10 protein-coding genes are annotated in these 12,681 nt (G+C 63.6%); 1 reads left to right on the plus strand and 9 read right to left on the minus strand.

All coding sequences use genetic code 11. The features are described from left to right. Positions 1 to 225: 225 nt before the first annotated feature. From HX830_RS22140 to HX830_RS22170, 7 genes are all read right to left on the minus strand, one after another. Positions 226 to 918: a response regulator gene (locus tag HX830_RS22140; RefSeq protein ID WP_103498845.1), complete on the minus strand. Its 693-nt coding sequence runs from the start codon at positions 916 to 918 to the stop codon at positions 226 to 228. Next, positions 915 to 3,608, minus strand: a complete 2,694-nt coding sequence (locus HX830_RS22145) for a sensor histidine kinase (RefSeq protein WP_177102668.1) — start codon at positions 3,606 to 3,608, stop codon at positions 915 to 917. The genes HX830_RS22140 and HX830_RS22145 overlap by 4 nt, the downstream gene beginning before the upstream one ends. Positions 3,609 to 3,642: 34 nt before the next feature. Next, the gene (kdpB, locus tag HX830_RS22150) at positions 3,643 to 5,709 is read right to left on the minus strand and encodes a potassium-transporting ATPase subunit KdpB (RefSeq protein WP_177102821.1); all 2,067 of its coding nucleotides are present in this window, start codon (positions 5,707 to 5,709) and stop codon (positions 3,643 to 3,645) included. Between the two features lie 20 nt (positions 5,710 to 5,729). Next, positions 5,730 to 6,419: a potassium-transporting ATPase subunit KdpC gene (gene kdpC, locus HX830_RS22155; protein WP_177102670.1), complete on the minus strand. Its 690-nt coding sequence runs from the start codon at positions 6,417 to 6,419 to the stop codon at positions 5,730 to 5,732. A 10-nt stretch (positions 6,420 to 6,429) separates the two neighbouring features. Then, a complete protein-coding gene (gene kdpA / locus HX830_RS22160) occupies positions 6,430 to 8,136 on the minus strand; it encodes a potassium-transporting ATPase subunit KdpA (protein ID WP_103498849.1) in 1,707 nt (568 codons plus the stop codon). A 167-nt stretch (positions 8,137 to 8,303) separates the two neighbouring features. Then, positions 8,304 to 8,399: a potassium-transporting ATPase subunit F gene (locus HX830_RS22165; protein ID WP_152741273.1), complete on the minus strand. Its 96-nt coding sequence runs from the start codon at positions 8,397 to 8,399 to the stop codon at positions 8,304 to 8,306. 180 nt (positions 8,400 to 8,579) lie between these two features. Then, the gene (locus tag HX830_RS22170; protein ID WP_103498851.1) at positions 8,580 to 9,077 is read right to left on the minus strand and encodes a GyrI-like domain-containing protein; all 498 of its coding nucleotides are present in this window, start codon (positions 9,075 to 9,077) and stop codon (positions 8,580 to 8,582) included. Positions 9,078 to 9,293: 216 nt separating this feature from the next. On the opposite strand from HX830_RS22170, the gene alaC reads away from it, so the two are divergent. Further along, the gene (gene alaC, locus HX830_RS22175; protein ID WP_103498852.1) at positions 9,294 to 10,514 is read left to right on the plus strand and encodes an alanine transaminase; all 1,221 of its coding nucleotides are present in this window, start codon (positions 9,294 to 9,296) and stop codon (positions 10,512 to 10,514) included. Between the two features lie 69 nt (positions 10,515 to 10,583). On the opposite strand, the gene HX830_RS22180 is transcribed toward alaC, so the two are convergent. Next, positions 10,584 to 11,936, minus strand: a complete 1,353-nt coding sequence (locus tag HX830_RS22180) for a GntP family permease (RefSeq protein WP_152741274.1) — start codon at positions 11,934 to 11,936, stop codon at positions 10,584 to 10,586. 84 nt (positions 11,937 to 12,020) lie between these two features. Next, positions 12,021 to 12,554 carry a gluconokinase gene (locus tag HX830_RS22185; protein WP_103498854.1) on the minus strand — a complete coding sequence of 178 codons (534 nt, stop codon included), beginning with the start codon at positions 12,552 to 12,554 and terminating at the stop codon, positions 12,021 to 12,023. Between the last annotated feature and the right edge of the window lie 127 nt (positions 12,555 to 12,681).

Genomic DNA, 12,681 nt, shown 5'->3' on the forward strand with positions numbered 1-12,681 from the left:
TGCGCGAACGCCTCGTAAAGCTTTCATATAGTCGATGTCATTTGCCCGCCATTTCGACTATTTCTCTGCAGGTCGCCGCCTGCCGCGGTGTTTTCCGGAGACCTGCCATGACCCATATCCAGATCGGCCTGCTTATGCTGTTGGGCATCAGCGCGTTCGGTGTGATCACCCTCTACCTCGACTTCTGGCGTGCGTCCAAGACGCAAAGGGAGAACAAATAAGCCGTTACAGGCCGACCAGACGATAGCCCACCTGCAATTCGGTGATCAGGTGTTGCGGCTGCGCCGGGTCGGCTTCGAGTTTTTGCCGCAGATGCGCCATGTGTACCCGCAGATAATGAGCCCGATCGGCATAGTCCAGCCCCCAGACATCCAGCAGCAATTGCCGGTGCGTCAGCACCCGGCCCTGACCCCGGATCAACGCGATCAACAGGCGGAACTCGATGGGTGTCAGGTGCACGCCCTCGCTGCCACGTCGCACCTCATGGGTCGCCAGATCGACCTCGACCTCGCCGAAGCGCACCTTGCTGCTCACCGCCGCCGTGCCGCTTTGCACCTGCCGCCGCAGCTGTGCACGAATACGCGCCAGCAACTCGGGCACACCGAACGGTTTGACCAGATAGTCATCCGCGCCGGCGTCCAGTGCGGCGACCTTTTCGTCTTCGCGGTCACGGGCCGACAGCACCAGGATGGGCACGCTCATCCAGCCACGCAGTTCACTGATCAGGTCCTTGCCGTCACCGTCGGGCAAGCCCAGGTCGACGATCACCAGGTCCGGCTGGCGGCTCGCCGCATCGATCAGGGCACGCTTGCTGCTGTCGGCCTCGAAGACCTGGAAGCCTTCGTCCTGCAAGGCAATGCCGATGAAACGACGGATATTGGCTTCATCCTCGACAATCAGGATACGGGTGCTGGTCATAAGGTTTCCATGGACGGCGGTTGACCCGCCGGTAAGCTGATAACAAAACAAAGGCCGTTCGGCACCCGCGGCCGGGCGACGACCCGGCCGCCGTGGGCTTCGACGATCCGCCGGACCAGGGCCAGTCCCAGGCCGATTCCGGACACCGCCGATTCCTGCTGGCCACGGCTGAAGGCTTCGAAGAGTTGCTCGGGGGCGATACCCGACGGGCAGCCCGGTCCGCTGTCGGCGATCTCCAGGACGATCTGCTGGTCGACCTGGCTCGCCGTGATCTCGATCGGCGTACCCGCCGGGGTGTATTTCGCCGCGTTGTCCAACAGGTTGACCAACACTCGCTCGATCAGCAGCGCATCGATCTCCACCAGGGGCAGGTCCGCCGGCAACAGCGCCCGCACCGGATGCCGGGCGAGGGGTTCGCGCAGTTGGCGCAAGGCGCTGCCGACCACCTCTTCCAGGGAGTGCCACTGACGGTTAAGGCGCACCCCATGTTCCTGCAGGCGCGCCATATCCAGCAGGTTTTCGATCAGCCTTTGCATGGCACAGGCCTGATCGTGAATCCCGCCCAATAACCCGCCGACCAACGCGTCACGCACATGGGGCGCTGCGGCGTCGGCGGCGCCGATAATGCTGGTCAAGGGCGTGCGCAGGTCATGGGAAATGGCCGCCAGCAAGGTGTTGCGCATGCGCTCGCCTTCCATCTGCACCAGGGTGCTTTGCGCCACTTCAACGAAATGCACCCGTTCCAGCGCAATCGCCAACTGGCTCATGCAGGCTTCCAACAGGCGTTGCTCATCGGGGTCCTTCAGGCGCTCGGCATCACTCAGGTCGAGGACCAGCACACCGCGCACGCGCATCGGCGCCTTGAGGGCAAAGTAGCAACCGGGGGCGGCCGCCAGGGTATCACTGCCCTGTCCGGCCGGGCGTCCGTGTTCATAGGTCCACTGGGCGATGCTTTCATCCACCGGGAAGACACTGCCGGCCAGGGTGCCGACCCGGTCGCCGGCATCCGGCAAGGCCAGGCCGACCCGGGCCTCGAACACCCCGCTGAAGGTGCGCAGCGCCACCGCGCCGAGCTGTTCGACGGTCAGGGCCGCGGACAGGTCGCGAGCCAACAGCGCCAGCGAGGTCGCCCGGCGCTCACGGGCCGCCGCTGTACGCGCCTCATGGCGCAGGCGCGCGGTCAGTTGGCCGGTGATCAGGGCAATGCCCAGCATCAAGGCGAAGGTGAAGAAATACTGGGTGTCGTTGACGGTGAACGACAGCACCGGCTGGACAAAGAAAAAATCGAAACACAGCACCGCCAGCATCGCCGCCCAGACACCCGGCCCGCGGCCCAGGCGCAGCGCCACCAACACCACCGTCAGCAGGAACAGCATGACCACGTTGGCCGGGTCGAAGACTTGCAGCAACAACGCCGCTACCGCCGTGGCGGCGAAACAGGCCAGGGTCGCCCACAGGTAGGCCAGGCCCCTGCCCGGTGCCAGTCTCGGTTCCGCTTCCGGTCGGGACGGCGCCGTGCGCGGCAGCTCGCCATGGGCGATCACGATCTGGTCGATCTGCGGATGATGGCGGCTGATCCGGTCGCTGACCGTCTGGTGCCAGAACTGCCAGACCCGGCGTGGCCGATGACCGAGCAACAGGCGGTTGGCATTGCGTTCGCGGGCGCAGGCCACCAGGGTTTCGGCGACATCGATACCCGCCAGGATCGCGGTATCGGCACCGAACTCAGCAGCCAGGGCCAGGGTCTTCACCGCCGCCGCGCGTCGCCGCAGGGCCATGCCGCCCGTCGACACCGACTCGACATGCACCACGATCCAGTCGGCTTCGAGCTTCTGCGCCAGGCGCGCGGCTTCGCGCACCAGACGTTCATCCGAGGGCTCACCGGCAATCCCCACCAACAAGCGCTCACGGGCGGCCCACAAGGTGTCGATGGAACGCTCGCGACGATAGACACGCATTTGCGCATCGACCCGGTCGGCGGTACGGCGCAGGGCCAGTTCACGCAGGGCCAGCAGGTTGCCTTTGCGAAAGAAGTGCCGCGACGCCCGGTCGGCCTGCGGGCCCTGATAGACCTTGCCGTCCTTGAGACGCTGCAACAGTTCGTCGGGGGCCAGGTCGATCAGCACCACTTCATGGGCACTGTCGAACACATGGTCGGGGACGGTTTCCCGCACACGGGTGCCGATGATGCCGCTGACCAGGTCATTGAGACTTTCCAGGTGCTGGACGTTCAGGCTGGTCCAGACCTCGATCCCGGCCCGCAGCAGCTCTTCGATATCCTGCCAGCGCTTGGGGTGGCGTGAGCCGGGGACATTGCTGTGGGCCAACTCGTCCACCAGCAACACCGCCGGACGGCGGACCAGTGCCGCATCGAGATCGAACTCCGGCAACGTGCTGTCGCCATGGGCCAGGCGATGGCGCGGCAGTTGTTCCAGGCCGGCGAGCAAGGCGGCGGTATCACCGCGCCCGTGGGTTTCAATCAGGCCGGCGACCAGATCGCATCCGAGAGCCCGCTCGCGGTGCGCGGCCTGGAGCATGGCGCAGGTTTTCCCGACCCCAGCGTTCGAGCCGAAATAAATACGCAAACGGCCGCGCTGGGCGGCCTTCTCGTCGGCTTGCAGTTGCTCCAGCAGCGCATCCGGATCGGGTCTACCGTCGCGGATGTCGCGGGAGGTGTCATTCAAACTCATGTCATTCCTTGTCAGACGCACCCATGCCGGTCACCTAGACCACGCCCAAGCCAACCAGCAGCATATCGATCAGCTTGATCCCGGCAAACGGCACCAGCACCCCGCCCAGTCCATAGATCAGCAGGTTGCGATTGAGCAGCGCCGCCGCGCCGATGGCCCGGTAGGCCACGCCCTTGAGCGCCAGCGGGATCAGGAACACGATGATCAGGGCATTGAAGATCACCGCGCTGAGGATCGCCGAGTTCGGGCTGCCCAGGTGCATCACGTTCAAGGCGCCGAGCTGCGGATAAGTCGCCACGAACGCCGCCGGCACAATAGCAAAATACTTCGCCACATCGTTGGCCACGCTGAAAGTGGTCAGGGCACCACGGGTCATCAGCATCTGCTTGCCGACCTCGACCACCTCGATCAGCTTGGTCGGATTGCTGTCCAGGTCCACCATGTTGCCGGCCTCCTTGGCCGCCTGGGTCCCGCTGTTCATCGCCACCGCCACATCGGCCTGGGCCAGCGCCGGGGCGTCGTTGGTGCCATCGCCGGTCATCGCCACCAGCTTGCCCTGGGCCTGGTAGTCACGGATCAGTTGCAGCTTGTCTTCCGGCCGGGCCTCGGCCAGGTAGTCATCGACCCCGGCTTCCACCGCAATCGCCGCGGCGGTCAGCGGATTGTCGCCGGTGATCATCACGGTCTTGATACCCATGCGTCGCAACTCGCCGAACCGCTCCTTGATGCCGGCCTTGACCACGTCCTTGAGCTCGATCACCCCGAGAGCCCGCGCGCCATCAGCCACCACCAGCGGTGTGCTGCCGCGCCGTGAGACTTCGTCCACCCGCGCTTGCAGGGCCGCCGGGAAACCACCGCCCAGTGCCTCGATATGCCGGCGAATCGCATCGGCCGCACCTTTGCGGATCATCCGGCCATCGGCCAGGTCGACGCCGCTCATGCGGGTCTGGGCGGTGAATGCGACGAAGCTGGCGTTCAGGCTTTCCAGATCCGGCTCATTGAGCTCGAACTTCTGTCGCGCCAACAGCACGATGCTGCGCCCTTCCGGTGTTTCGTCGGCCAGGGATGCCAGTTGCGCCGCCTCGGCCAGTTCACGCTCTTTCATCCCCGGTGCCGACAGGAAGGCACTGGCCTGGCGATTGCCGAGCGTGATGGTGCCGGTCTTGTCCAGCAGCAACACGTCGACATCGCCGGCCGCTTCCACCGCGCGCCCGGAGGTGGCGATCACATTGGCCGCCATCATCCGGCTCATGCCCGCCACGCCGATGGCCGAGAGCAGGCCGCCGATGGTGGTGGGAATCAGGCAAACCAGCAAGGCCACCAGCACCGTCGCGCTGACCACACTGCCGCTGCCGCTCATGACCACGGCGAAGATCGAGTACGGACTGAGGGTGACGATCACCAGCAGGAACAAGGCCGTCAGCCCCACCAGCAGAATGGTCAGGGCCACTTCGTTGGGGGTCTTCTGGCGCTTGGCCGATTCGACCATGGAGATCATCCGGTCGAGAAAGGATTCGCCGGGATTGACGCTGATACGCACCACCAGCCAGTCCGAGAGAACCCGGGTGCCGCCGGTCACCGAAGAGAAATCACCACCGGCCTCACGGATCACCGGAGCCGATTCGCCAGTGATCGCGCTTTCATCCACCGACGCCACGCCCTCGATAACGATGCCATCGAGGGGCACCAGGTCGCCGGCCTCGATCAGCACTACCGCGTCCTTGCGCAACTCGCTGGCCGCCATCGGCAACCATTGCGCACCATGACGCGGCTTTTGCAGGACCTTGGCCAGGGTCTGGCGCTTCATCCCGCGCAGACTCGCCGCCTGTGCGCGGCTCCGCCCCTCGGCCAGGGCTTCGGCGAAATTGGCGAACAGCACGGTGAACCACAGCCACAGGCAGATGCTCAGGATAAAACCACTCGGTGCCTCGCCCTGACCGCCCCAGGACTGCACCCACAACAAGGTGGTGAGCAGGCTGCCGAGGTACACCACGAACATCACCGGATTTTTCCACTGGGCCTGGGGCAGCAGTTTCCGGAAGGCATCCACGCCGGCGGCCAGCAACAGCTCGCGGTCGAACAAAGGCAAACGGGCTTTCATGTCACTCATGATCGATTCTCTTACTCAGTGACGACGACTGGGGACTGGCGGGGTGTCGCCAAGGCATCCAGCGCCAGGTTGAGTTGCAGCACATTGACTCGCGGCTCGCCGAGCAGGCCGAAGGTACGCGTCTCGGTCGACGCCCGGACCAAGGTCAGCAGGGCGTCTTCGGACAGCTGCCGCAGCGGTGCGACGCGCCGCGCCTGGATCAGCGCGTTGGCCACTGAAATATGCGGGTCCAAGCCGGACGCCGAAGCCGTCACCGCGTCGACCGGCACCGGCGCTTGCGGGTCCAGGCCGTTCGAGGCGCGATAGGCCACGGCCCGCTCCTTGACCGCGTCGAGCTGACGCTGGCTGGTCGGGCCCAGGTTGCTGGCCCCGCTGAGGCCGGCGTTGTAGGGCGTGGTCACGGTCTTGCTGGCGTCGTTCGGATCGACGCTCTGGGTCACGCTGGGGCGGGCCTGGAAATACTCCGGGCGGTTGAACGCCTGGCCGATCAGCACCGAGCCGACCACCTGGCCTTCGCGTTCCAGCAGGCTGCCCTGGGCCTGGAACGGAAACAGCAGGTTGGCCGCCAGGGTGGTGAGCGCCGGATAGGCCAGGCCAGTCAGCAACATGAACATCACCGAGGACACCAGCACCGGGCGCCCCAGGCCGCGGAACAGCCCTTGAGTCACCGCCAGCGGCGGCGTGGAAATACGCGTAGTCATGCAAATATCCTCACTTGTAGGTCTGGCTGGAGAGCAGTTGCAACTGCTCGACCACTGGCCCCAGCGCGAGCGCCGGCAGGAAGGTCAAACCGCCGACCACCAGCACCACGAACACCACCAGGAACATGAACAGCGGCGTGGCGGTGGGAATAGTCCCGGCACCGGCCGGCGTGGTCTTTTTAAAGGCCAGGGAGCCGGCCACGGCGAGCATCGGCAGCAGGGTGAAGAAACGCCCCAGCAACATCGCCAGGCCGATGGTGGTGTTGAAGAACGGGGTGTTGGCGTTCAGCCCGGCGAAGGCCGAACCGTTGTTGGCGGTGCCGGAGGTGTAGGCGTAGAGCACCTCGCTGAAACCGTGGGGCCCGACGTTGTTCAGGCTGTCCAGGGTGCCCGGCCAGAGCGCGGCCAGGGCGGTGAAGCCGAGAATGCAGATCGGATGCGCGAGCACCGAGAGCATCACCAGTTTCATCTCCCGGGCTTCGATGCGCTTGCCGAGGAACTCGGGGGTGCGACCGATCATCATGCCCACCAGGAACACCGTCAGCAGGGCGTACTGGATCAGGTTGATAAAGCCCACGCCGTCGCCGCCGAACACGCAGTTGAGCATCATCTGCGCCATGGGCACGAAGCCGCCCATGGGCATCAGCGAGTCATGCATGGCATTGACCGAGCCGGTGGTGGCGCCGGTGGTGGTGGCGATGAACAGACTGGTATCGGCGATGCCGAAACGCAGTTCCTTGCCTTCCATATTGCCGCCGCTCTGGGTCGCCGACAGCAGTTGGTCGACGCCCAGCCGGGTCAACAGCGGGTTGCCAGCCTGCTCGGCAAAATAGACCACCGCGAGAAAGCCGACGAACATCATCAGGAAGGTGCCGAAGAACACCCAGCCCTGGCGCCGACGGGCCAACAGGCTGCCGAAGGCATAGGTCAGCGCCGAGGGGATCAGCAACATGCTGAAGATATGCAGGATGTTGGTCAGTGGCGTCGGGTTCTCGAACGGGTGCGCAGCGTTCATGCTGAAAAAGCCGCCACCGTTGGTACCGATATGCTTGATCGACTCGAAGCTCGCGACCGCACCGACGATCAGTTGTTGTTGCGCACCTTCAAGGGTGGTCGCCAGGGCCTGGGAGGAGAAGGTCTGCGGCATACCCTGCCAGACATAGACCAGCGCCATGGCGAAGCACAACGGCAACATCACCCGGTAGAGGATGCGGGTGAAGTCCACCCAGTAGTTGCCGATATCCGTCGCGCTGCTGCGGCTCAAGCCGCGGATAAATCCGGCGGCGGCGACCACACCGGAGGTGGCACCGACAAACATCAGGAAGGTGATCACCGCCATCTGGCTGAAGTTGGACAGGCTGGTTTCGCCCGAATAGGCCTGCCAGTTGGTGTTGGTGATAAACGAGGCGGCGGTGTTGAACGCCAGGTCCGGGGTCTGGGCGGCCAGGCCCAGCGGATTGATCGGCAACGAACCCTGCAGGCGCAACAGCAGGTAGCCCAGCAGCATCATCGCGCCGTTGGACAACAGCAGCGCCGAGCCGTAGCGGGCCCAACCCATGGTTTCCCGTGGATCGACGCCCAGCAGGCGATAGGTCAGACGCTCCGGCAGCGCATGGCCAGGGTGAGAAAAGACCCGGCTCAACCAGCGCCCCATCAAGACGGCAAGCCCGGTCATCAGACCCAGGACCAGCGCAAATTCCAGCAGTACGGTCAACATGTGCAAGCTCCGTTCAAATCTTGTTCAAGGCGACAATGAACAAGGCTGTCGCGCCGAAAAACACCAGGGTCGCGCCCAGGAAAATCAGGTCGTACATGGTTGGTTTCCTTGTTCTATAGGGTCCTTGCGGACCGCACGAAGCGCCTGCGACGAGGCGTGCGCAGGAATCAGAAGTCTTCGGCGCGGATCAGCGCGTAACCCAGATAGACGAACAGGCCGGCCGCGCCCAGGCCGCTGAGCAGGTAGATGAGTTTGAGTGTCAACACAGGTGTCCCCTTGCCAAATCGGTCGGCTCGCTCAAGCGCACGCAAGGGCGCCGCAAGCCAGATCAAAGGGTACGGGCGCGGGTATTAAGGTCGGGCACTGATTGCCGGGGGGGACGTTAAGATGGCGTATAGAAGAACGCTCCCCTTCTGCCGAAGGGGAACGTCAGCGGCACAGAATCAGGCCTTGATCGGCAACCAGATTTCCACCGTGCCGGTGCCTTTTTCCGGATTGAAATCGGCGCTGTAGCGCTCGAACTCCGGCGCTTCGGCCGCCAGGTAGCCGGATTGCGGCAACCAGTGGTTCCAGATGGCCTCGAAGGTGTGCTTGAGGGTGTCGAGGGAGCCCTGGTGTTCAAACACCGCGTATTGCTGGTCCTGCAATTCCACCCAGCGATACAGCTCAGGCAGGTCGTCGAGCTTGCTGATCTGCACTCCGGCGATGTACTCGAAGCCGCCCTCGCCATCCGGATGGCAGCAGATACCGTACGTCACCTCACCCACCTGGCTGGGGACTTTTCCGATGTGCGGCACGAAGGCATCCCACAGGTCAGGGATAGATCCCGACGTCTCGGCGGTAAAACGTGCGCCCAGGCCGGCAATCAACTGAAAGTGACCGTGCTCGAAGCGTGGCGCTGGCAAGGCCTGCGTGTAGCCAAGGTTATGTGCTGCGTCCATGAGGGCAAACTCCATAGGGGAAACAACTCCGAAAAGCAGTATAGAAGCAAATAATCCTGTCGTTGGGCGACCCGACGCTTGTCCCCCCGGCGGAAAATATTTTCCGTCGCCCATCTGGACAGATGACCAGCATCGCCCTTATTGTCTGCTCCGCAGGCCACCGCAGTGGCCGACGTCGCTCGGACGGTTCCGGGCGCTTACGTGTCAGAGGTTTACATGGCAGACCCAGGTTCGCCGCGCCGCTTTGCGCGCATTGATCGACTCCCCCCCTACGTATTCAATATCACTGCCGAGCTGAAGATGGCCGCCCGTCGTCGTGGCGAAGACATCATCGACTTGAGCATGGGTAACCCCGACGGCGCCACTCCGCCACATATCGTCGAAAAACTGGTCACCGTCGCCCAGCGCGAAGACACCCACGGCTACTCCACGTCCAAGGGCATCCCACGGCTGCGCCGGGCGATTTCCCACTGGTACAAGGATCGCTACCAGGTCGATATCGACCCGGAAACCGAAGCCATCGTCACCATCGGTTCGAAAGAGGGCCTGGCCCACCTGATGCTCGCCACCCTCGACCAGGGCGACACGGTGCTGGTGCCCAACCCCAGCTACCCGATCCATATCTACGGCGCGGTGATCGCCGGCGCCCAGGTCCGTTCGGTGCCGCTGGTGCCGGGCGTAGACTTCTTCGCCGAGCTGGAGCGGGCCATCCGTGGCTCCATTCCCAAGCCGAAGATGATGATTCTCGGTTTCCCCTCGAACCCCACCGCGCAGTGCGTGGAACTGGACTTCTTCGAACGGGTGATCGCCCTGGCCAAGCAGTACGACGTGCTGGTGATCCACGACCTGGCCTATGCCGACATCGTCTACGACGGCTGGAAAGCCCCGTCGATCATGCAGGTGCCCGGTGCCAAGGACATCGCGGTGGAGTTTTTCACCCTGTCCAAGAGCTACAACATGGCCGGCTGGCGCATCGGTTTCATGGTCGGCAATCCGGAGTTGGTCAGCGCCCTGGCGCGGATCAAGAGTTACCACGACTACGGCACCTTCACGCCGTTGCAGGTGGCGGCCATCGCCGCGCTGGAGGGCGATCAGCAATGCGTCAAGGATATCGCCGAGCAGTATCGCCAACGACGCAACGTGCTGGTCAAAGGCCTGCATGAACTGGGCTGGATGGTCGAGAACCCCAAGGCCTCGATGTACGTCTGGGCGAAGATTCCCGAGGAATATGCCCAGATGGGCTCGCTGGAGTTCGCCAAGAAGCTGCTGGCCGAAGCCAAGGTCTGCGTCTCGCCGGGGGTCGGCTTTGGCGAGTACGGCGACGACCATGTGCGGTTCGCCCTGATTGAAAACCTCGACCGCATCCGCCAGGCGGTACGCGGGATTCGCGGGATGTTCCGCACCGATGGCCTGCTGAAGAAAGCTACCGCGGAATAACCTGTGTAGCGAGTGCGCTTGCCACATGATTCGGGGCCGACACCTTCACAGGTGTCGGCCCCGATTCGTTTAGACCACCAGCGACAACAGCAGGATAAACACCAGCCCCACCACCGACAGGATGGTCTCCATGGCCGTCCAGGTCTTGAACGTCTCGGCCACGGTCATATTGAAGTACTGCTTGACCAGCCAGAACCCGGCATCGTTGACGTGGGACAGGATCAACGAACCCGCCCCCGTCGCCAGCACCAGCAGTTCACGGTTCACCCCTGGGATCAGGTCCACCACCGGCATCACGATGCCCGCCCCGGTAATGGTCGCCACCGTCGCCGAACCCGTGGCGATGCGGATCACCGCCGCCACCAGCCAGGCCAGCAGGATCGGTGAAATCTGCGCATTCACGGCGATATGCCCGATCACGTCACCCACGCCACTGGTCACCAGCATCTGCTTGAAGCCACCGCCGGCACCAATGATCAGGATGATCGCCGCGGTCGGCGCCAGGCTGGCATCGAGCAGCTTGAGCACGCGTTTGGAATCCATGCCCTGGCGCTTGCCGAAGGTGTAGAGCGCCAACAGCAGGGCCAGCAGCAAGGCGCTGATCGGGTGACCGATCATGTCCATCCAGATACGGAAGAAATGCCCGTCCGGCAGGGCAATGTCAGCAAAGGTCTTGAGCAACATCAGGAACACCGGCAGCAAGACGGTGACCAGGGTCACGCTGAAACTCGGCAGCGCTTTCACTTGCGGCTCACGGGCCAACTGGTCGACCAGTTCCTGGGAAGGGTTGCCCGGGATGTATTTGGCGATGAAGGTCCCGTAGATCGGACCGGCAATGATGGCGGTCGGCAGGGCGACGATCAGGCCGTAGAAAATGGTCTTGCCGATGTCCGCGTTGAACACCCCGATGGCCAGCAGCGGCCCCGGATGCGGCGGCACCAGCCCGTGCACCGCCGAAAGCCCGGCCAGCAGCGGAATACCGATCTTGATCAGCGGCACGCCGGTCCGTCGCGCAACGATGAACACCAACGGAATCAACAGCACGAAGCCGATCTCGAAGAACAGCGGAATGCCCACCAGGAACGCCGAGCACATCATCGCCCACTGCACCCGCTCCTTGCCGAAGGCGCGGATCAGGGTCTGGGCGATCTGATCGGCACCGCCGGAATCGGACATCATCTTGCCAAGCATGGTCCCCAGCGCAAGGATGATTCCGACAAAACCCAGCACGCCGCCGAAGCCGTCCTGGAAGGCCTTGATGATCTTGTCCGCGGGCATGCCCGAGGTCAGGCCGAGAAACGCCGAGGCGATGATCAAGCCGATAAAGGGGTGAATCCTGAAGCGGGTGATCAACACGATCAGCCCGATAATCGTGACCACTGCATCCAGCAACAGATAGGTCTCGTGGGACAGTCCGAACATAAGGTGTCTCCTGCTTGTTGTTTTTATGCGTTGCGTGATTTGACGATAGCCCAATGGGATAGCGCTATCTTTTCGAGACGAAAATCAGGCCGAACGTTCCAGCCCGTGTGCCTGCCACCAGCGATGGGCCGACTGGGCCAGACGCTCGATGCTCTGGGTCGAGGCATCGAGGGCCAGGGTCAGGGGCTCGCCGACCGGCGATTCAAGGGTGGCGAACTGGCTGTCGATCAGGGTCGAGGGCATGAAGTGCCCGGGACGATGGGCCACCCGCTCGGCGGCGACTTCACGGCTCAGTTCGAGAAATACGAAGCCCAGGCCCGGTGCCGCGCTGCGCAGGCGTTCGCGGTAGCTGTGCTTGAGCGCCGAACAGGTCAGCACCGGATGCCCGCCCGTGGCCAGGACCGCGCGCAACTCGTCGCACAGGCTGTCGAGCCAGCCGGCACGGTCATCATCGGTCAGGGGGATGCCGGCACTCATCTTGGCGATATTGGCGGCGGGGTGAAAGCTGTCGCCTTCGATCTGGGTCGCGCCGTTGAGCCGGCACAGGGCCTCGCCCACACTGGACTTGCCGCAACCGGAGACGCCCATGATGACCAGGGCAGTGATAGGTTGACTCATGTAACACCTCGGCACGCAGACAGCGCTGTCTTTGTCGAAGCTTCCATACTCGGAAAGCAAAGCACAAAACACAGACTACCGACGCTTTCTTGTCATTTTTATGGGGTGATGCGCTAAACATCCACGA

It is taken from the genome of Pseudomonas gingeri (assembly GCF_013385425.1).
Taxonomy (GTDB): domain Bacteria; phylum Pseudomonadota; class Gammaproteobacteria; order Pseudomonadales; family Pseudomonadaceae; genus Aquipseudomonas; species Aquipseudomonas gingeri_D.